Genomic DNA, 20,468 nt, shown 5'->3' with positions numbered 1-20,468 from the left:
TTATTCCTTATTGGTGACGATAACGCGGAGGCTATCCAATCGCCATGTCGCTTTTGCCAATGTTTCTAAAGATTGATCACGTTGCGCCGCTAAAACCTCAATTTCACTTTGGCGAATATTTTTATTCACCTTTTGTAAGGCTTGTAATCGATTGATTTCCGCACTCAGAGTTTGATCCGCTAATTTCTGTGCTTGGCTAATATAAGTTGGGGCAAGCATCCGGATCTTTTTTTCAGCAAGAACAAATAATGGTTCCAAAGTCGGACGTGCCATTTTGATCATTTTATTTGCTACATCTTTACCAAGGGGCTTTAATTTGCTGTGCAAGGTGTCGAATGCTACCTGTTCTGCGATATTATTGCCTTTGTTATCAAGCAACAAGCGGACCGGCGTAGGCGGTAAGAAACGATTAAGCTGTAATCCTTTCGGCGACTGTGTTTCCACCACATAAATTAATTCTAACAAGAGTGTGCCGGCAGGTAATTGTTTGTTAATCAGTAATGCCATTGCCGCTTTCCCGATATCACCTGAAGCAATGAGATCGATACCTTGGCGGATCATAGGGTGATCCCAAGTGAGAAATTCCAATTCTTCACGGGCAAGGGCAAGTTGGCGATCAAAAGTGACCGTCACTCCTTCTTCTTTTAAGCCCGGAAAATCAGGAACAAGCATCGTGCCGGTCGGGGTGATCACAATACTGTTTTCGCCTAGATCATCCTGTTCTACGCCGATAATATCAAATAAATTCAGGGCAAAATTGACGAGTTCTACCTCGTTATCTTGTGCGGCGATAGAATTGGCTAACTGTTTTGCCTGTTCTCCTCCATTGGAGTTCAGTTCTAAAAGACGATCGCGCCCTTGTTCCAATGCTATTTTAAGTTTTTCTCGTGCTTGTTTGGTGTCTGCAATGAGGTTATCTAGCTCTGAAAGTGCGGTTGAATTTGACCGCACTTTTTGTAGCGATTCAGAGAATTGTTCAAATAATGCCATACCCATTGGTGTGGTTTGTTCAAAGGCATTTAATCCTTCGTGATACCAGCGAGCCAATACCTCATCGGCAGATTTTTCCACACAAGGCAGATAAATTTGCACATCATTCAACTGTCCGATTCGATCTAAACGCCCAATACATTGCTCAAGTAAATCAGGGTTTTGCGGCAAATCAAATAAGACTAACCTGTCTGCAAACTGGAAATTTCGCCCTTCTGAGCCAATACTGGAGCTGAGTAAAACCTGTGCGCCATTTTCCATATCGGCAAAATAAGCGGCGGCACGGTCACGTTCAATGATAGACATTTTTTCATGGAAAACGGTGGCACGAATCCCTTCTTTTTCTCGTAAATGTTGTTCAAGGTGAATTGCTGTTTGAGCGTGTTGGCAAATCACAAAGATTTTTTTATCACGTTGTGTTTTTAAAAAATCTAACAGCCATTGGGTTTTCACCTCTTCCGTTTGAGTCTGATTTTCAACCCTTAACGTGATTGAGTGATAAATACGTTGTGGAAACCCCTTCACCCCTTGGCGTGTATTGCGGAATAGCACACGGCTTGTGCCATGACGATCAATCAAGTTTTGGATTAAGGTTTGACGTGCCTCTTGCTGTATTTCCTCGTTTTGGGAAGCCAATCCTTGGAAAAGTTGATCGAGATGTTGTTCTTTTAATAGCGTAGAAATCTGATTTTTTTCCACTGCACTTAATGGCTTTTCCGCTAACAGAGACTGAACGGCATTGGCAACCGGTTGATAGTGCTGTTGTTCTTCTTGGAAGGCTGCATAATCAAAAAAGCGTTCGGGATCGAGTAATCGCAAGCGGGCAAAGTGGCTTTCTTGCCCTAATTGTTCCGGTGTAGCGGTAAGTAATAATACGGAAGGAATCACCTTTGAAAGTTGTTCAACATATAAATACGCACGGCTTGGGGCGGTTTCAGACCAAGCCAAATGATGGGCTTCGTCCACAATTAGGCAGTCAAAACCCGCATCAAGGGCTTGTTCCGCTCGTTTTGGCGAGTTCACTAACCAATCTAAGGCGCAAATAATCAGCGATTCCGAGCTAAAAGGATTTTCCCCTGTGGTGGCAAAATCGGCACAGCGTTCTTCATCAAACAGTGAAAAATGTAAATTAAATCGGCGGAGCATTTCAACCAACCATTGATGTTGCAAGGTTTCCGGTACAAGCACTAACACACGTTGAACTTTTTCGGCAAACAGCTGATTTTGTAAAATCATACCGGCTTCAATGGTTTTGCCTAAGCCCACTTCATCAGCAAGTAGTACCCGAGGATTCACACGATTCCCCACTTCAGCAGCAATGTGTAATTGATGGGGAATTAAGCCCGCGCGAATACCACGTAAACCGCGCAATGGTGATTGAAATTGGGCCTGTTGATGTTTTAGCGTGCGATAACGCAAAGCAAAATGATGGCTGCGATGGAGTTGTGCGGAAAATAGACGATCTTTCGCCGAACTAAAGGAAATAAGCGGTGAAATATCGCCTTCTTGCACGATCACTTGTTCACCCTGCGGATTTTTTACCAAATAAAAATTCAAGCCGTTTATGGTTTGAATATCCGCAATCTTGCCTTGCCAGCCGTCTTTATGGTTTAAGGCTTCGCCTTTGTTAAATTGAATGCGGGTAAGGGGAGCTTGAGCGATAGAATAAATACGTGTTTCGTCAGAGGCGGGAAAATGCAAAGTCACAGTACGTGTATCAAAGGCGGTAACGATGCCTAATCCAAGATTATTTTCACTTCCGCTTAACCAACGCTGACCAAGGGCAAAAGATGTCATACAGTTCTCTATTTTTTATTCATTAAAATTCGGGCGGCTATTGTAGCCAGATTCAAAGGGAAAGCAATGAAAACCGTGATCTCTATCACAATCGTGATGATTGTTCCGATTCTATGCTTTACTTTGCCAAAGTGCGGTGCAAAAATGACATGTTTTTTCATTATTATGGAGTAAAAAATGGATTGGTCTGAACGTCTTAAACGTGAGTTTTTATCCGGTTGGAAACCTTTTGAGGTGATCTGGTTGGTGGTGTTTATCATTGCACAAATTTGGGCGTATGTGCAGCAAGATGATAATACCCTGCTAGAAATGATTTCAGGCATATCGGGTATTTTGTGTGTGGTATTGGTGAGTAAAGGGAAAATCAGCAACTATTTCTTCGGCTTGATTTTTGCTTATACCTATTTTTATGTGGCATGGGGGCAAAATTTCTTAGGGGAAATGAACACCGTACTTTATGTCTATTTGCCGGCACAGTTTATCGGCTATTTCATGTGGAAAAACAATATGCAAAATGACAATGGCGGTGAAAGTGTGGTGGCAAAAGCACTCACACCAAAAGGTTGGATTGCCCTTGCGCTTTTTATCGGTATCGGTACGTTTTTATTTGTGCAAGTCTTACAGACAGCGGGCGGAAGCTCAACCGATTTAGACGGTTTAACAACCATTATCGTGGTAGCGGCTCAGTTGCTGATGATTTTGCGTTATCGTGAACAATGGCTGTTATGGATTGTCCTTAATATTCTTTCTATTATTTTATGGGCGGAAACGCAGGCGATGTATTTAATGTATAGCGCATATTTGCTGAACTCCCTTTACGGTTATTACAACTGGACGAAATTGAAAAAATAAGCATAAAATTCCTCCTATTTGGGATATGAAGAAGGCGACCTTGAGAAATTTGAGCTCGCCTTTATCATTAGAATTTCAAATAAAAATCTTTCGTTAATTCGACAAACTCGCCTGTATAGCAATTTTTCTCATTGTAAATCACGATTTGATCACGCAATAATTTTTGTGGTTGTTTTGAAAAGGTGATTAACATTCTTTGTGGTGATTTGCCGATTTTTGTGATGATCTCCGTTTGTTTTATGCAATAAAGTGCGGTTAGTTTTTCGAGTGTTTTTGCCGCTTCATAAGGCAGTACAAAACTGATTTTTCCCTTTTCGGATAAGCGTTCAGCCGCCCAAACCAGCCAGTTTAAATGACTTTGCTTAGTATAACGGGCTAATTCCCGTTCTTCGTTTTTACATTCCACGCCTTGTTTAAAATAGGGCGGATTGGCGACAATGAGATCAAAGGTTTCCGATGTGGTATGTAAAAAATGTTGGACATCTGCGTGAATGAGATTGATGCGTTCTTGCCAAGGCGAAATTGCAATATTTTCCCGTGCCTGTTGAGCGGCGGCAGGATCTAATTCCACCGCAGAAATAGAACAATCCGGAGAACTTCGTTGCGCGAGCATTAAGGCTAACAGACCGGTGCCACAGCCCATATCTAACACATTTTTAGCCTGTTCAATATCTGCCCAAGCACCCAGTAAAATGCTGTCTGTGCCCACTTTCATTGCACAATGTTGTTGATTAATGTGAAATTGTTTAAAGGTGAAACTACTCATAAATATTTTTAAAATTGACCGCACTTTCCTGTTTATTTTTAGGCGTTTCGGGGCTTTTCAGGTATAATTCGCGGCAATTTTAACAAAGAACCGTACAATAATGAATTTTCCTCAATTTGAACAATTCGATCTTTCCCCTGAACTTCTTCAAGCTATTGAAAAAAAAGGCTACTCACGCCCAACAGCGATCCAATTAAATGCAATTCCGGCGGCAATGGAAGCCCGTGATGTATTAGGTTCTGCTCCCACTGGCACGGGAAAAACCGTCGCATTTTTATTACCGGCATTGCAACATCTGCTTGATTATCCGCGCCGTAAGCCCGGTCCACCGAGAGTTTTGGTATTAACGCCCACCCGAGAATTAGCCATGCAAGTGGCGCAACAAGCGGAAGAATTGGCGCAATTTACCCATTTAAATATTGCCACAATCACCGGCGGTGTGGCATATCAAAATCACGGTGAGGTATTTAACACCAATCAGGATTTGGTGGTGGCGACACCGGGACGTTTATTACAATATATTCAGGAAGAGAATTTTGATTGTCGTTCGGTGGAAATCCTAATTTTTGATGAAGCCGATAGAATGTTACAAATGGGATTTGGGCAAGATGCGGAAAAAATTGCGGCGGAAACCCGTTGGCGTAAACAAACCTTATTGTTTTCAGCCACCCTTGAAGGTGAATTATTGGTGGATTTTGCCGAACGCTTGCTTAATGATCCGGTGAAAGTGGATGCGGAGCCAAGCCGCCGTGAACGTAAAAAAATCAATCAGTGGTATTACCACGCGGATAGTTATGAACACAAAGTGAAATTATTGGCTCGTTTCATTGAAACGGAAAATGTTGATCGTGGTATCGTATTTGTACGCCGTCGTGAAGAAGTGCGTGAACTGGCGGAAATTTTACGCAAGCGTGGGATTCGTTCCACCTATTTGGAAGGGGAAATGGCGCAAACCCAGCGTAATAATGCCATTGATAAATTAAAATCGGACGTTGTGACGGTGTTAGTGGCAACGGACGTGGCAGCCCGTGGTATTGATATTGATGACGTCAGCCATGTGATGAATTTCGATTTGCCATATAGTGCGGATACTTATTTACACCGTATTGGGCGTACCGCTCGAGCAGGCAAAAAAGGGACAGCGGTCTCTTTTGTGGAAGCCCACGATTATAAATTACTAGGCAAAATTAAGCGTTATACGGAAGAAATATTAAAAGCCCGTGTTCTGGAAGGTTTGGAACCCCGTACCAAACCACCGAAAGACGGTGAAATTAAATCGGTGACTAAAAAGCAAAAAGCCCGCATTAAAGCCAAACGGGAAGAAAAGAAAAAAGAAGAGGCGAAGAAAAAAGTGAAATTGCGTCACAAGGATACGAAAAATATCGGGAAGCGGAGAAAGCCGAGTTCAGGGAAAGACAATTAGAAAACGAAAAGTGCGGTTAAAAATCACGGTATTATGTCGTTGTTGCACAAATTTTATTTTGTTTTTTTGTAGGGACACACTGCCTGTGTCCCTACATTTCGTTAAAATGACCGCTTTTGTGCATTTTCTATATAATACCGAAAAAATCACAGAGAATTTTAACCGCACTTTTTCTATAATTTAGGCAATAAAAAACCGCACATCAAAGTGCGGTCTTTTTTTAAGCTGTTTTAATTACGCTAATTTTTTGATTTGTGCAGCTAATTTAGATTTGTGATTTGCTGCTTTGTTAGCGTGGATTAAGCCTTTTGAAGCCATACGGTCAACAACTTTTTGCATTTCAACGAATGCTGCTTCAGCTGCTGCTTTCTCACCTGCTGCTACTTGAGCATAAACTTTTTTGATGTAAGTACGCATCATAGAGCGTTGGCTTGCGTTGTGTTGGCGACGTTTTTCAGATTGAACCGCGCGTTTTTTTGCTGACTTGATATTAGCCAAGGTCAAACTCCTAAAATTTCTGTTAATTAGTGTGACAAAATAAAGGGCGTCAATATGACGATTTTTTATACGTTTGTCAATGGAAAATTTGTGTTGATTTCGGTGAGACACAACCGAAAGTAAGCATCGTTATTTTTACAAGCGCTTTCAATAGGGGCTCACACAAACGATGTGGGCGGATTTTATCAGTTTTTTTACGTGGAATATAGCGTAAAAACAAAATTTCTATACAATTAAGCAAAATTTTTAGCCAAGAGAAAAATGTTTTGAGTAAACGACTTTTAAAATCAGGCGTGATTGTCAGCAGTATGACATTATTATCACGTGTGTTAGGTTTAGTACGCGATGTCGTCATCGCACATCTGATTGGTGCAGGTGCGGCGGCTGATGTTTTTTTATTTGCCAACCGTATTCCGAATTTTCTCCGTCGTTTGTTTGCGGAAGGGGCATTTTCTCAAGCCTTCGTACCTGTGTTGGCAGAATATCGTAAAACGGGTGATCTGGACAAAACCCGTGAATTTATCGGTAAAGTTTCCGGCACATTAGGCGGTTTGGTGAGTATCGTGACCTTATTGGCGATGGTGGGGTCGCCTGTTGTTGCCGCATTATTTGGCATGGGCTGGTTCACCGATTGGCTGAATGACGGCCCTGATGCCCATAAGTTTGAACAAGCCTCTTTACTATTAAAAATTACTTTTCCCTATTTGTGGTTTGTCACCTTTGTTGCACTTTTCGGTGCAGTATTGAATACGCTGGGCAAGTTTGGCGTGATGTCTTTTTCGCCGGTGTTACTAAATATTGCGATGATTGTGACCGCACTTTTCTTAGCGCCGAGAATGGATAATCCCGATCTTGCGCTTGCCATTGGGATTTTTCTTGGCGGTTTATTGCAATTTTTATTCCAAATTCCTTTTATGAAAAAAGCCGGGCTTTTGGTGAGACCGAAATGGGCGTGGCACGATGAGGGCGTGGTAAAAATTCGTAAATTGATGATTCCGGCGTTGTTTGGTGTATCCGTCAGCCAGATTAATTTGTTACTGGATACGGTCATTGCCAGTTTTTTAATGACGGGATCTATTAGCTGGCTTTATTATTCAGATCGTTTGTTAGAATTTCCTCTCGGGTTGTTCGGCATTGCCATTTCTACGGTGATTTTACCTACACTCGCACGTCATCACGTAAATAGGGAAGATAATTCCGAACAAAGTGCGGTAGATTTTCGCAACACAATGGATTGGGGCGTGCGAATGATTTTATTGCTTGGCGTACCGGCTGCGGTAGGCATCGCCGTACTGGCTCAACCTATGTTACTGACGCTTTTTATGCGGGGGAGTTTTACACTTAAGGATGTGCACGCCGCCTCCTATTCGTTGTGGGCGTTTAATGCCGGATTGTTGAGTTTTATGCTGATTAAAATTCTTGCCAATGGCTACTATGCGCGGCAAGACACCAAAACACCGGTGAGAATCGGCATTATAGCCATGGTGAGCAATATGGGATTTAATGTATTGGCGATTCCCTTTAGCTATGTGGGGTTAGCCATGGCTTCAGCCATGTCGGCGACCCTTAATGCTTACTTGCTTTATCGTGGTTTGGCGAAATCCGATGTGTATCATTTTTCACGCCAAAGTGCGGTCTTTTTCGTGAAAGTTTTATTGTCTGCCTGTGTTATGGGAGCGGCGGTGTGGTATTACACTCCAACGATTAGTGAATGGGCGGTCATGAGTTTTATGCAACGGACCCATTGGTTGGCTTGGTTAATTGCACTGGCAGCGATTGTTTATGGGATGGTGTTGATTTTCTTGGGTATTCGTCCTCACCATTTGCTGACAAAAAACTAACTTATCGTTATAATGCCGAAATTCTGTCATTTTTGTGGGTAAAATAATGCAATTAATTCGTGGGCTGCACCATGCAAGCCGGCTGTTACAAGGTTGTGCGCTTACCATCGGCAACTTTGACGGTGTGCATTTAGGTCATCAAGCCGTGTTGCGCCACCTTCGCCAAAAAGCGGACGAATTAAATTTACCCATGACGGTACTATTGTTTGAACCGCAGCCCCGAGAATATTTTATGGGGGATAATGCGCCTGCTCGTTTAATGCGTTTGCGTGATAAGCTCTATTATTTACAGCAAGCCGATGTGGATGTGGTAGTTGTAGCGAAATTCGACCGCACTTTTGCGGCACAATCAGCAGGGCAGTTCATTGAACAAACATTAGTGAATCAGCTCCACGTAAAATTTTTAAGTATTGGCGATGATTTTCAATTTGGCGCCAACCGTCAAGGCAATTTTGCCATGTTAAAAAAAGCGGGAGAGCGTTTCGGCTTTACCGTGGAAGACAATCACAGTTTCTGTTTGGATGAACAACGTATTAGCAGTACCACCATTCGGGAAGCCTTAGCAAAAGATGAATTATCCCTTGCAGAAAGTTTGTTAGGAAAACCTTATCGTATTTTTGGTCGTGTGATTCATGGCAATAAATTAGGCAGAACATTGGGGTTTCCTACCGCAAATATTCGTTTGCATCGCCAAGTGAATCCGATTCAAGGCGTGTACGTGGTAAAAGTGCGGTTAAAATCCGGCGAGATTTTTAACGGTGTCGCCAATATAGGAAGACGCCCAACGATTAATGGCGTAATACAATTATTAGAAGTGCATTTATTTGATTTTTCAAAGACGATTTATGGCGAACAGGTTGAGGTTGAGTTTTGCCATAAAATAAGAGAGGAAATGAAATTTTCCTCTTTTGATGATTTAAAAGCACAGATTAAACGGGATGTTGAAACCGCAAAAGCGTTTTTTAGCAAGAATTTTAAAAAGTAAAAATTGGAAAATAAAATGACAGTCGATTACAAAAACACGCTTAATTTACCGGAAACAGGTTTTCCAATGCGTGGTGATTTAGCCAAGCGCGAGCCTGTGATGTTGAAAAATTGGTATGAGAAAAATCTTTACCAAAAAATTCGTGAAGCGGCAAAAGGTAAAAAATCCTTTATTTTGCACGATGGACCTCCTTATGCAAACGGGAGTATTCATATCGGTCACGCAGTAAACAAAATCTTAAAAGATATTATTGTTAAATCCAAGACTGCACTCGGCTTTGATTCCCCTTATATTCCGGGTTGGGACTGTCACGGTTTACCGATTGAGCTGAAAGTGGAAGGTTTGGTGGGAAAACCAAACGAGAAAATTTCAGCGGCGGAATTTCGTCAAAAATGTCGTGAATATGCAGCGGAACAAGTGGAAGGTCAAAAGAAAGATTTCATTCGTTTAGGTGTCTTGGGCGATTGGAATAATCCGTATTTAACGATGAATTTTGATACGGAAGCCAACATCATTCGCACCCTTGGCAAAGTGATTGAAAATGGTCATCTCTATAAAGGTTCAAAACCTGTCCATTGGTGTTTGGATTGTGGTTCTTCTTTGGCGGAAGCGGAAGTGGAATATGAAGACAAAGTATCGCCGTCTATTTATGTCCGTTTTCCGGCAGAAAGTGCGGATGAAATTGAAGCCAAATTTAATGCACAAGGCAAAGGTAGCGGCAAACTTTCTGCGGTGATTTGGACAACTACACCTTGGACAATTCCTTCTAACCGTGCGATTGCGATAAATGCGGAGCTAGAATATCAACTTGTTCAATTAGGCGATGAGAGAGTGATTTTGGCGGCTGATCTTGTTGAATCTGTGGCGAAGGCTGTTGGAATTGAAAAGATAGAAATATTGGGTTCGGTGAAAGGTCAAGCCCTTGAGTTAGTTCGTTTCCGTCATCCTTTTAACGATTATAGTGTGCCTGTGGTTTTAGGTGATCATGTTACTACCGATGGTGGTACCGGTTTGGTACATACTGCACCGGATCACGGTTTAGATGACTTTATTGTGGGGCAAAAATATGATTTGCCAATGGCATGTCTTGTGGCAAATGACGGCAAATTTGTTTCCACAACCCCATTTTTTGCCGGTAAAGGCGTATTTGAAGCCAACCCCCTTGTAGTGGAAAAATTGCAAGAAACGGGCAATTTATTGAAAGTAGAAAAAATTACGCACAGTTACCCACATTGTTGGCGTCATAAAACCCCGATTATTTTCCGTGCGACACCGCAATGGTTTATCGGTATGGAAGTGAAAGGGCTACGCCCACAAGCGCTTGGAGAAATTAAACAAGTACGCTGGATTCCAAGTTGGGGACAAGCGCGTATTGAAAAAATGGTGGAAAATCGACCTGACTGGTGTATTTCTCGTCAACGTACTTGGGGCGTGCCGATGACGATGTTCGTCCATAAGGAAACGGAAGAATTACACCCTCGTACTTTAGAATTGCTTGAAGAAGTGGCAAAACGAGTGGAAAAAGCCGGTATTCAAGCTTGGTGGGATTTGGACGAAAAAGAATTACTCGGTGCGGATGCAGAACATTATCGCAAAGTACCGGATACCTTAGATGTATGGTTTGATTCAGGATCGACCTATTCTTCCGTGGTGGCAAATCGTGATGAATTTGCCGGCAACAGTGCGGATATGTATTTGGAAGGTTCAGATCAACACCGAGGCTGGTTTATGTCATCCTTAATGCTTTCTACCGCAACAGATAATAAAGCACCTTATAAACAGGTGCTTACCCACGGGTTTACGGTGGATGGTCAAGGACGAAAAATGTCAAAATCCATCGGCAACATTGTGACACCACAAGAAGTGATGGATAAATTCGGTGGCGATATTTTACGCTTATGGGTGGCATCAACGGATTACACTGGTGAAATGACTGTATCCGATGAAATTTTAAAACGTGCGGCAGATAGCTATCGCCGTATTCGCAACACCGCGCGTTTCTTGTTAGCAAATCTAAACGGTTTTGATCCAAAACGTGATTTAGTGAAAGCGGAAGAGATGATTAGCCTCGATCGTTGGGCGGTGGCTTGCGCATTGGACGCACAAAAAGAAATTATTGATGCTTATGATAACTATCAATTCCATGCGGTGGTGCAACGCTTAATGCGTTTCTGTTCCGTGGAGATGGGATCATTCTATTTAGATATCATCAAAGACCGTCAATATACCACCAAAGCGGATAGCCTTGCTCGTCGTAGCTGTCAAACCGCTTTGTGGCATATTTCAGAAGCCTTAGTACGTTGGATGGCACCGATTTTATCTTTCACCGCAGATGAAATTTGGCAATATTTACCAACAATCGAAAATAAGCGTGCGGAGTTTGTCTTCACCGAAGAATTTTACACCGGCTTGTTCGGATTAGGTGAAAACGAAAAATTAGATGACGCCTATTGGCAAAAACTCATTAATGTACGTTCTGAAGTGAACCGAGTGTTGGAAATTGCCCGTAATGAAAAAGTGATTGGTGGCGGGTTAGAAGCAGAAGTGACCCTTTATGCCAATGACGAATACCGCGCATTGCTTGAACAACTTGGTGATGAATTACGCTTTGTTCTCATTACCTCAAAAGCCATAGTCAAACCACTTGCGGATAAGCCAACAGAGGTAGCAGAAGGCGAACTTGAGGGCATTGCGGTGAGAGTGGTGCGTTCAAGCGGTGAAAAATGTCCACGTTGTTGGCATTATTCCGACCAAATCGGCATCAATCCTCAACATCCTGCGCTATGCCCACGTTGTGTGGAAAATGTGGCAGGTAATGGTGAAATTCGCCATTTTGCATAATGTGATTTGTTATATTCAAAGTGCGGTTGATTTTGACCGCACTTTGCATTTATTTAGGAATTTTTTATGGCTAAAACAAAATCCGGTCTCTCCTTTCTTTGGTTAAGTGCGGTGGCTTTTGCCCTTGATTTATTAACGAAATATCTTGTGGTGCAGAAGTTTGATTTATACGAAAGCATTAATATCTTACCTGTATTCAATCTTACTTATGTGCGTAACTACGGCGCTGCTTTCAGCTTTTTAGCCGATCACGATGGCTGGCAAAAATACTTTTTCATTGTATTGGCTATCGGTATTTCCCTGATGCTGATGTATTTTTTAAAGAAAAACACCGCAGATCAAAAACTACAAAATAGCGCCTATGCCTTAATCATTGGCGGCGCATTGGCGAATATGGTGGATCGCACCTATCACGGATTTGTGGTGGATTTTTTGGATTTTTATTGGGATATTTATCATTACCCCGTGTTTAATGTGGCAGATGTGGCGATTTGTATTGGTGCGGGCTTGCTTATGCTGGATGCATTTAAAAGCGAAAAGAAAAAAGGACAAGATAAACAAACAGAAAAGAGCGGTCAAAAATGAAGATAATTTTAGCCAATCCAAGAGGTTTTTGTGCCGGTGTTGACCGTGCTATTAGCATTGTAGAGCTTGCCCTTGAAATTCATGGCGCACCGATTTATGTGCGTCATGAGGTGGTGCATAACCGTTTTGTGGTGAATGGTTTACGTGAACGTGGCGCTATTTTTGTTGAGGAGTTGAGTGAAGTACCGGACGGCGCTATTGTGATTTTCTCGGCTCACGGCGTTTCTCAGGCGGTACGCCAAGAAGCCAAAGATCGCCAATTAAAGGTTTTTGATGCCACTTGCCCGTTAGTGACTAAAGTGCATATGCAGGTTGCTCGAGCTAGCCGTAAAGGAACGAAAGCGATTCTTATCGGTCATAAAGGACATCCGGAAGTCGAAGGTACAATGGGGCAATACAGCAATGATGAAGGTGGTATTTATCTGGTTGAAAGCGTCGAAGACATTGCCCGTTTACCGGTGCAAGAAAGCGATGAGCTGACGTTTATGACCCAAACCACTCTTTCTTTGGATGACACGGCGGAAACGATTTCAGTATTAAAAGAAAAATATCCCTCAATCCAAGGTCCTCACAAAAATGATATTTGCTATGCTACAACAAACCGCCAAGAAGCCGTGCGTGAGTTGGCAAAACTATCGGATCTTGTTTTAGTGGTGGGCTCGAAAAACTCCTCTAATTCTAACCGTTTGGCGGAATTAGCCTCCCGTATGGGCGTGCAATCACAGCTCCTTGACGATCCTGCCGATATTCAACCGGACTGGTTTGATAAGGTAGAAACGATTGGGATTACCGCAGGGGCTTCAGCACCGGAAGAATTAGTACAATCAATCATTGCCCGTTTAAAAGAATTTGGTGCGAATGAATTGGAAGAACTTCAAGGGCTGGAAGAAAATATGTTCTTTGAAGTACCAAAAGAATTACGAATTAAAGAAGTAAATTAAAGAAAAACGGTATCGAATTTGGGATACCGTTTTTTATGAAGTGGTTCTAAAGTGCGGTTAAAATTGACCGCACTTTTGGTTTAGAACGACCCTTTCAATCCAACATAAACATTGCGACCGTCTTGACCGTAGCCAATGATATTTTCGTATTTTTTATCAAAAACATTATTTAAATGAGCATAAATATTTAAGTTTGAAATAATTTGATAGTTCACACCTAAATTAACCAATGTGTAAGACGGCATTTTGAAATCACCTGAATCAAGGCGTTTGCCCATATAAGAAACATTTAAACTAGAGCCAAGCTTTTCAGTGATTTGATAAGCTAAACCAAGATTACTTGTATGTTTAGGGCGGCGAACATAATTTAAGCCATACTGATCGTTTTCAGATTTGATATAGGTGTAAGTGTAATTTGCGTAGCCAGAAAGATTATTAGTAAATTTACCGCTATATGTCACTTCTATACCTTTAATTTTTGTTTTTCCATTGCGGTTTACTGCTCGGTTAGTCGCACGAGAATAATCGCCCAAGACTGAATTTTCGTCACTTAGAAAATTATCTACATTACGAGCAAAATAGGTTAAATCTAAGCTATGGTGCTTATTATTGCTTTCCATCAATAAACCTAATTCACCACCTAGACTTTTCTCAGCTTTCAAGTTTGGATTTGCTAGCCAAGTGCCACCCCAACCATAGAATTCTGACATGGTTGGATTATGAATGGCTTTGCCAAAACTTGCATGAGCTTTAAAGTTTGGCGATAAACGGTAAGCACCGGCAATGCGAGCAGTAAAAGCGTTTTCAAATAAACTGTTGTCGGTATAACGTCCACTGAAAGAAAGACTGTGATCTGATTCGGTAAATAAACGATACTCGGCTGCAATACTTTTTTCAGTGAGTTTTTTATTATTAAAATTATATGTTGAAGCAATATATTTTGTATTTTGATAATCAGCTAATAAACTCATCGCTTGTTTAACTTCACCTTCACGATCAAAATTAATATCTAGCTGATAATTCGCATTTAATTTTTTGCTTTCATATTCTGTTTTACCCACAGAAGATGTCCATGAACTATATTGGGTTGTATTATTGTCTGTTTTTATATGGCTTATCAATGCTTTATGAACAAATAAGTCATCTGAATTGCCTACATAACCACTTAATTTGTAATGAGTTTCTCGGATATGTGTATTGTCATCAAATGCTTTTTCATTTGTTGCACTATTATCAAAATGTAGTGTTTGAGAAGAATGTGAAGTAAGAAAATCTATACCTTTTTTACCATCATCAAAACCTAAGCGTAGAGACAGATGATCACGATGGAAACCATCTTTTTCACTTGCTGGTACATTGCTGGTTGTTTTCCCTGCAATACTTGTATAATTAAATATACGTTCGCTACGTGCTGAAATACCCCGAGTACGATGGCTATCACCATGAAGGGCATAATAAAAACCATCTTTTTGACCAGCAATCGTCACTGAACCATCACGTGTACGGTGTGAACCTGTACCTAAATCAAAATCAATATTAAATGGTTTGTCTTTATACAGACCGCTTTTCGTTGTGATATAAACCACTCCCCCCATTGCATCACTTCCCCAAAGAGCAGATTGTTCGCCACGCAATACCTCAATTTGCTCAATATTGCTAAGAGATAATCCGCCAAAGTCAAAGTTAGTATCAGCAGGATTTACACGAATACCATCAATAATCACCGCGGTATGTTTAGAATTCGCTCCTCGTAAGAATAAGCTAGTTGAAGTTCCACGCCCACCACTTACTCCCATAGCCACGCCCGGCACGGTTTTCAACACATCGCTCACATAAGTGGCATTACGTGATGCAAAATCTTTTTCAGTCAAAACGGTAACGGATGATGCGGTTTGATCTTGATTGACCGGTGTAGCATAAGCGGAATAAACGTTAATGGGCGGAAGTTCTGTGTCGGAAGACTCCCCATAGACAAAAGTGGAAGAACCAAGCAAAAGTGCGGTTGTGATTAGATTTTTTTTCATTGATATGTTCCTTTGGTTAAATAAAGGGGTATTTTGTCATAACTGGTTTTGCTTTCCTAATCGAGATTTTTCATATCAAGCGTTAATTTCATTCATAAAAACCCGCCTATTTCTCACCGCACTTTTCGCCTTTATCCGCCCCTTGCTTTCAAGTATAATGGCGACATTTTTTCATCACATTTGATATTCAAGATTATGAGCAGTCAATTCAACGTAAAAACATTCCAAGGTATGATTCTCGCCCTGCAAGATTATTGGGCAAAACAAGGTTGCACTATTGTTCAGCCCTTTGACATGGAAGTGGGAGCAGGCACATCCCATCCAATGACCGCATTGCGTGCATTAGGCCCGGAGCCAATGGCATTTGCTTATGTTCAGCCTTCACGCCGCCCGACTGATGGTCGCTACGGTGAAAACCCAAATCGCTTACAGCATTACTATCAATTCCAAGTGGTGATTAAACCTTCACCGGATAATATTCAAGAATTGTATTTAGGTTCCCTTGAAATGCTCGGTTTTGATCCAACCAAAAACGATATTCGCTTTGTGGAAGATAACTGGGAAAACCCAACTCTTGGTGCTTGGGGCTTGGGCTGGGAAGTATGGTTGAACGGGATGGAAGTCACCCAATTCACTTATTTCCAACAAGTGGGCGGTTTAGAATGTAAACCGGTGACAGGCGAAGTCACCTATGGTTTAGAACGCTTAGCCATGTATATTCAAGGCGTGGATAGCGTGTATGACTTAGTGTGGTCAGACGGCCCACTTGGTAAAACCACCTATGGCGATGTATTCCACCAAAATGAAGTAGAACAATCCACTTATAATTTTGAATATGCCAATACGGATTTCTTATTCTACTGTTTCGACCAATACGAAAAAGAAGCGCAAGAATTATTGGCATTAGAAAAACCATTACCATTGCCTGCCTATGAACGCATTTTAAAAGCAGCGCACAGTTTTAACTTGCTTGATGCACGAAAAGCAATTTCAGTGACTGAACGCCAACGCTATATTTTACGTATTCGAGCCTTAACCAAAGGGGTAGCGGAGGCCTATTATGCCAGCCGTGAAGCCTTAGGTTTCCCAGGTTGTAAAAAATAACCTGAAAAACGACCGCACTTTAGACAGGATTAAACAGGAGATAAAAATGACCGATTACCAATATCCAAAAGACATTTACACGGAAGCCGAACCCGATGTAAACACCTTAGCTAATCTTGGTCCTTTAACCGGTATGGCTGGGATTTGGGAAGGCAAACGTGGGTTGGATATCAATCCAAAAGCAGAAGGTGCGGAGAAAGATCCCTATATCGAGCGTATTGAATTACAGCCCATTGATGCACAAACAAACGGTCCTCAGCTTTTTTATGGTTTACGCTACCATACCCGTATTGTTCAGCCCAATGAGGTGGAAACTTTCCACGATCAAGTGGGCTATTGGTTATGGGAGCCGGCAACGGGTAATATTCTTTTCACCTTAAGTATTCCACGTGGACAAACCCTGATGGCAACGGGAAATGCCGCAGCGGATGCAAAAGAATTTACCGTGAAAGCCGTGCGGGGCTCACTCACCAATGGCATTATTTCTAACCCGTTTATTGAACAAAACTTTACTACGGAAAGTTACACCCTTAAGGTGAAAATCAACGATGACGGCACTTGGTCTTACGAGCAGGATACGGTAATGATTATCCCGAACTATGACGAGCCTTTCCATCACACGGATCGTAACCGTTTAACTAAAATTGCAGAAGCTACGCCAAATCCGACCGCATTGGCGGCACAAAAAGAAGCGAAATAAATAATGAAGAAAAACCTCAAAACGACCGCAAGTGCGGTCATTTTTGCCGGTGTTTTAAGTGCTTGTAGCCAAACACCCCAAACGACAAAAATTATTGAAAAACGGGATATGTATGGTTGTTTAGTTTCTGCCGGAGAAAGTTTTTCTTACACAAAACAACGATGTATATCACCGCTTGACAGTGAAGAACATTATAAGTGAATGCGTGCAATTAGAACGAAGAACAAGACAAAATTCATAAATAATTTTGAAGTGGAAAATTAGTTTTTGGAATTTGATATTTTATAGTTTGATTGGATATTGGCGAGTTAGCGAATGATTCAGCCTTATGAAAAATATTTAAAGGAAAATGCTCAGAAATTACGCAGCAATCAAACTGCTCGGGAATGAAAATTATGGCAACGAATTAATGAAGTGAAAAACGAAGAAATAATAGTTTTAACCCACGGAATTTTTAGATAAGAGAAAAACAATGACAACTCAAAACTTTCTAGTAGAAATCGGTACAGAAGAGCTGCCGCCAAAAGCTCTGAAAACATTAGCCACCGCCTTTGCGGATAACGTGCAAGCGGAATTGAACCAAGCAGGTTTAACTTTTGAGAAAATTGAATGGTTTGCTACACCACGTCGTTTAGCGGTGAAAGTGTTGGCACTTGCTACGCAACAGCCGAGCAAAGAAATTGAAAAACGCGGTCCTGCGGTATCGGCGGCGTTTGATGCCGAAGGCAAGCCAACCAAAGCTGCGGAGGGCTGGGCGAGAGGCTGCGGCATCAGCGTTGATCAGGCGGAACGCCTTGCTACCGACAAAGGCGAATGGTTGGTTCATCGGGCAAAAATTGAAGGTCAGCCGACAAAAAATTTGCTTGGTGAGATTGTGGCAAACGCTTTAGCGAAATTGCCGATTCCAAAACCGATGCGTTGGGCGGATAAAACCGTGCAATTCATTCGCCCTGTTCATACTGTAACGATGTTGTTGGGTGATGAACTTATTGAAGGTGAAATTTTAGGTGTGGCAAGTGGTTGCACCATTCGTGGTCATCGTTTCTTGGGCGAATCTGAATTTGAAATTCAACACGCTGATCAATATCCGCAATTATTGCGTGAAAAGGGGTCGGTGATTGCCGATTTCAACGAACGTAAAGCGGAAATTCTGGCAAAATCTCAACAAAAAGCAACCGCACTTGGTGGTGTGGCAGATATTGAGGACGATTTACTCGATGAAGTGACTTCATTGGTGGAATATCCGAACGTGTTGGCTGCGAAATTTGAAGAGCGTTTCCTTGCCGTACCGGCGGAAGCCTTGGTTTATACAATGAAAGGCGACCAAAAATATTTCCCGATTTATGATAAAGCGGGCAAATTATTACCGCACTTTATTTTCGTGTCGAATATTAACCCAGCTGATCCAAGTGCGATTATCGAAGGGAACGAAAAAGTGGTGCGTCCACGTTTAACCGATGCGGAATTTTTCTTTAAAACCGATTTAAAACAAAAATTGGTGGATCGCCTACCACGTTTGGAAACCGTATTGTTCCAACAACAACTCGGTACATTGCGTGATAAAACGGATCGCATTGAACAGCTTGCGGGTGAAATTGCCAAACAGATCGGGGCGGACGAAGCCAAAGCGAAACGGGCGGGCTTGCTGTCAAAATGTGATTTGATGACCAATATGGTGTTTGAGTTTACCGATACGCAGGGCGTAATGGGTATGCACTATGCTCGCCACGATGGTGAAGACGAAGAGGTGGCGGTAGCGTTGAACGAACAATATATGCCACGTTTCGCCGGCGATGAGTTGCCGAAATCCTTGGTAGCAAGTGCGGTTGCATTAGCGGATAAATTCGACACCCTCACTGGGATTTTCGGTATCGGGCAAGCACCAAAAGGCAGTGCGGATCCTTTTGCTTTGCGTCGTGCTGCATTGGGGGCGTTACGTATTATCGTCGAGAAAAATCTCCCTCTTGATTTGGAAGATTTAGTGCAAAAAGCCACCGCACTTTTCGGTGATAAACTCACCAATAAAAATGTGGTTGCGGATGTGGTGGATTTTATGCTTGGGCGTTTCCGCGCGTGGTATCAAGATGAAGGCATTGCAGTGGATGTTATTCAAGCGGTATTGGCTCGTCGCCCAACCCGCCCAGCGGATTTTGATGCCCGCGTGCGTGCGGTATCCCATTTCCGTACCTTAGATTCTGCAGACGCTTTGGCCGCGGCAAATAAACGTGTGGCAAATATTCTAGCGAAAGCGGATATTACTATCGGTGAGATTAATTTAAACGCTTGTGTCGAGCCTGCGGAAAAAGCCTTAGCTGAAGCGGTGCTGGCATTAAAAGCCGACGTGCAGCCGTTAATTGCACAAGGCAAATATACAGAGGTGTTGGATAAACTCGCTAACTTACGTACACCGGTGGATAATTTCTTCGACACTGTAATGGTGAACGCAGAAGATCCGGCGTTACGCCAAAATCGTTTAGCGATTCTGAATACGTTGCAAAGCTTGTTCTTACAAGTAGCAGATATTTCCGTGCTTCAATAATTGAGTATAAGGGTGGTTGTTTTTTCAGCGACCATCCTTTTCCTTATAGACTTCAACGGATTATTTCTCTATAATCACCGCACTTTCCCCCCTTAGCTCAGTCGGTTAGAGCAGGCGACTCATAATCGCTTGGTCACTGGTTCAAGTCCGGTAGGGGGGACCAAACGGACTTTTCTCATCTTATTTCTTCTTACGTTTTCATAAACCAAACCCTTATAAACACTAGCCTCAACGCCATTTTACTTTATTTCTTCATACGTTTTCTTACGAGTTTATACGTTTACAGCTACAGATTTTAGTTATATGCTTAGTTATACGTGTCAATGATCTTCCAAAATTGAACCACAAAGATCCTTTAAAAGTGATCCACTTTTATTATTTCTTAATTACGATGTTTAAATCGATAAGATTCATTACCCGTTTCTAAAATATGGCAATGGTGAATTAACCTATCTAAAAGTGCATTTGTCATTTTTGCCTCAGTAAATAGGGTGCCCCACTCTGAAAACTCAAGGTTTGTCGTAATGATAACACTGGTATTTTCATGAAGTTGACTCATTAAATGAAACAGTAATGCCCCAC

The 20,468-nt window shown here is 41.9% G+C and carries 16 protein-coding genes and 1 tRNA gene; 12 read left to right on the top strand and 5 right to left on the bottom strand.

Annotated elements, in window-relative coordinates; all coding sequences use genetic code 11:
- The gene (gene rapA / locus A3GE_RS0106245) at positions 1-2,787 is read right to left on the bottom strand and encodes an RNA polymerase-associated protein RapA (RefSeq protein WP_018356400.1); all 2,787 of its coding nucleotides are present in this window, start codon (positions 2,785-2,787) and stop codon (positions 1-3) included.
- Positions 2,788-2,964: 177 nt separating this feature from the next.
- Between rapA and pnuC the strand changes: the two genes are divergently transcribed.
- Positions 2,965-3,639 carry a nicotinamide riboside transporter PnuC gene (gene pnuC / locus A3GE_RS0106240; RefSeq protein ID WP_018356399.1) on the top strand — a complete coding sequence of 225 codons (675 nt, stop codon included), beginning with the start codon at positions 2,965-2,967 and terminating at the stop codon, positions 3,637-3,639.
- Positions 3,640-3,706: 67 nt separating this feature from the next.
- On the opposite strand, the gene A3GE_RS0106235 is transcribed toward pnuC, so the two are convergent.
- Positions 3,707-4,405, bottom strand: coding sequence for a tRNA1(Val) (adenine(37)-N6)-methyltransferase (locus A3GE_RS0106235; protein ID WP_018356398.1), 699 nt, complete (start codon positions 4,403-4,405; stop codon positions 3,707-3,709).
- A 100-nt stretch (positions 4,406-4,505) separates the two neighbouring features.
- On the opposite strand from A3GE_RS0106235, the gene srmB reads away from it, so the two are divergent.
- Entirely contained in the window at positions 4,506-5,828 is a 1,323-nt protein-coding gene (gene srmB, locus A3GE_RS0106230; protein WP_018356397.1) for an ATP-dependent RNA helicase SrmB, read from the top strand.
- Between the two features lie 234 nt (positions 5,829-6,062).
- Here the strand turns inward: srmB and rpsT are convergent, their stop codons facing one another.
- The gene (gene rpsT, locus A3GE_RS0106225; protein WP_005548279.1) at positions 6,063-6,326 is read right to left on the bottom strand and encodes a 30S ribosomal protein S20; all 264 of its coding nucleotides are present in this window, start codon (positions 6,324-6,326) and stop codon (positions 6,063-6,065) included.
- A 266-nt stretch (positions 6,327-6,592) separates the two neighbouring features.
- Here rpsT and murJ point away from each other — a divergent pair, with 266 nt between their 5' ends.
- The 5 genes from murJ to ispH all read left to right on the top strand — a co-directional run bounded on the left by murJ (position 6,593) and on the right by ispH (position 13,519).
- The gene (gene murJ / locus A3GE_RS0106220) at positions 6,593-8,167 is read left to right on the top strand and encodes a murein biosynthesis integral membrane protein MurJ (protein WP_018356396.1); all 1,575 of its coding nucleotides are present in this window, start codon (positions 6,593-6,595) and stop codon (positions 8,165-8,167) included.
- A 46-nt stretch (positions 8,168-8,213) separates the two neighbouring features.
- Positions 8,214-9,152 carry a bifunctional riboflavin kinase/FAD synthetase gene (gene ribF, locus A3GE_RS0106215; RefSeq protein ID WP_018356395.1) on the top strand — a complete coding sequence of 313 codons (939 nt, stop codon included), beginning with the start codon at positions 8,214-8,216 and terminating at the stop codon, positions 9,150-9,152.
- Between the two features lie 15 nt (positions 9,153-9,167).
- Positions 9,168-11,993: an isoleucine--tRNA ligase gene (gene ileS, locus A3GE_RS0106210; protein WP_018356394.1), complete on the top strand. Its 2,826-nt coding sequence runs from the start codon at positions 9,168-9,170 to the stop codon at positions 11,991-11,993.
- A gap of 66 nt (positions 11,994-12,059) precedes the next feature.
- Positions 12,060-12,578: a signal peptidase II gene (gene lspA, locus A3GE_RS0106205; protein ID WP_018356393.1), complete on the top strand. Its 519-nt coding sequence runs from the start codon at positions 12,060-12,062 to the stop codon at positions 12,576-12,578.
- On the top strand, positions 12,575-13,519 hold the full coding sequence (ispH, locus tag A3GE_RS0106200) for a 4-hydroxy-3-methylbut-2-enyl diphosphate reductase (protein ID WP_018356392.1): 945 nt from the start codon (positions 12,575-12,577) through the stop codon (positions 13,517-13,519). The genes lspA and ispH overlap by 4 nt, the downstream gene beginning before the upstream one ends.
- An 80-nt stretch (positions 13,520-13,599) precedes the next feature.
- On the opposite strand, the gene A3GE_RS0106195 is transcribed toward ispH, so the two are convergent.
- Entirely contained in the window at positions 13,600-15,543 is a 1,944-nt protein-coding gene (locus tag A3GE_RS0106195; RefSeq protein WP_018356391.1) for a TonB-dependent receptor plug domain-containing protein, read from the bottom strand.
- Positions 15,544-15,738: 195 nt separating this feature from the next.
- Between A3GE_RS0106195 and glyQ the strand changes: the two genes are divergently transcribed.
- The 5 genes from glyQ (at position 15,739) to A3GE_RS0106170 (ending at position 20,049) form a co-directional block, all read left to right on the top strand.
- Positions 15,739-16,647, top strand: coding sequence for a glycine--tRNA ligase subunit alpha (glyQ, locus tag A3GE_RS0106190; RefSeq protein ID WP_018356390.1), 909 nt, complete (start codon positions 15,739-15,741; stop codon positions 16,645-16,647).
- A 46-nt stretch (positions 16,648-16,693) separates the two neighbouring features.
- Complete coding sequence (locus A3GE_RS0106185) at positions 16,694-17,347, top strand: FABP family protein (RefSeq protein WP_018356389.1); 654 nt, start codon at positions 16,694-16,696, stop codon at positions 17,345-17,347.
- Positions 17,348-17,350: 3 nt separating this feature from the next.
- Complete coding sequence (locus A3GE_RS11185; protein ID WP_018356388.1) at positions 17,351-17,548, top strand: hypothetical protein; 198 nt, start codon at positions 17,351-17,353, stop codon at positions 17,546-17,548.
- Positions 17,549-17,819: 271 nt separating this feature from the next.
- Positions 17,820-19,886 carry a glycine--tRNA ligase subunit beta gene (gene glyS, locus A3GE_RS0106175; protein ID WP_018356387.1) on the top strand — a complete coding sequence of 689 codons (2,067 nt, stop codon included), beginning with the start codon at positions 17,820-17,822 and terminating at the stop codon, positions 19,884-19,886.
- An 86-nt stretch (positions 19,887-19,972) separates the two neighbouring features.
- A tRNA-Ile gene (locus A3GE_RS0106170) sits at positions 19,973-20,049 on the top strand.
- 219 nt (positions 20,050-20,268) lie between these two features.
- Here A3GE_RS0106170 and A3GE_RS11180 read toward each other — a convergent pair.
- A partial coding sequence (locus A3GE_RS11180) for an ATP-binding protein (RefSeq protein WP_018356386.1) occupies positions 20,269-20,468 on the bottom strand: 200 nt, incomplete at its 5' end.

It is taken from the genome of Rodentibacter pneumotropicus DSM 21403 (genome assembly GCF_000379905.1).
Classification (GTDB): domain Bacteria; phylum Pseudomonadota; class Gammaproteobacteria; order Enterobacterales; family Pasteurellaceae; genus Rodentibacter; species Rodentibacter pneumotropicus.
The sequence above is the reverse complement of the archived record's forward strand: the minus strand, read 5'-3'. Positions and strand labels throughout refer to the sequence as shown.

Coding starts and splice junctions, on each gene's coding strand:
- rapA (WP_018356400.1), bottom strand. CDS start 2,787: ATGACATCTTTTGCCCTTGGTCAGCGTTGGTTAAGCGGAAGTGAAAAT.
- pnuC (WP_018356399.1), top strand. CDS start 2,965: ATGGATTGGTCTGAACGTCTTAAACGTGAGTTTTTATCCGGTTGGAAA.
- A3GE_RS0106235 (WP_018356398.1), bottom strand. CDS start 4,405: ATGAGTAGTTTCACCTTTAAACAATTTCACATTAATCAACAACATTGT.
- srmB (WP_018356397.1), top strand. CDS start 4,506: ATGAATTTTCCTCAATTTGAACAATTCGATCTTTCCCCTGAACTTCTT.
- ribF (WP_018356395.1), top strand. CDS start 8,214: ATGCAATTAATTCGTGGGCTGCACCATGCAAGCCGGCTGTTACAAGGT.
- ileS (WP_018356394.1), top strand. CDS start 9,168: ATGACAGTCGATTACAAAAACACGCTTAATTTACCGGAAACAGGTTTT.
- lspA (WP_018356393.1), top strand. CDS start 12,060: ATGGCTAAAACAAAATCCGGTCTCTCCTTTCTTTGGTTAAGTGCGGTG.
- ispH (WP_018356392.1), top strand. CDS start 12,575: ATGAAGATAATTTTAGCCAATCCAAGAGGTTTTTGTGCCGGTGTTGAC.
- A3GE_RS0106195 (WP_018356391.1), bottom strand. CDS start 15,543: ATGAAAAAAAATCTAATCACAACCGCACTTTTGCTTGGTTCTTCCACT.
- glyQ (WP_018356390.1), top strand. CDS start 15,739: ATGAGCAGTCAATTCAACGTAAAAACATTCCAAGGTATGATTCTCGCC.
- A3GE_RS0106185 (WP_018356389.1), top strand. CDS start 16,694: ATGACCGATTACCAATATCCAAAAGACATTTACACGGAAGCCGAACCC.
- A3GE_RS11185 (WP_018356388.1), top strand. CDS start 17,351: ATGAAGAAAAACCTCAAAACGACCGCAAGTGCGGTCATTTTTGCCGGT.
- glyS (WP_018356387.1), top strand. CDS start 17,820: ATGACAACTCAAAACTTTCTAGTAGAAATCGGTACAGAAGAGCTGCCG.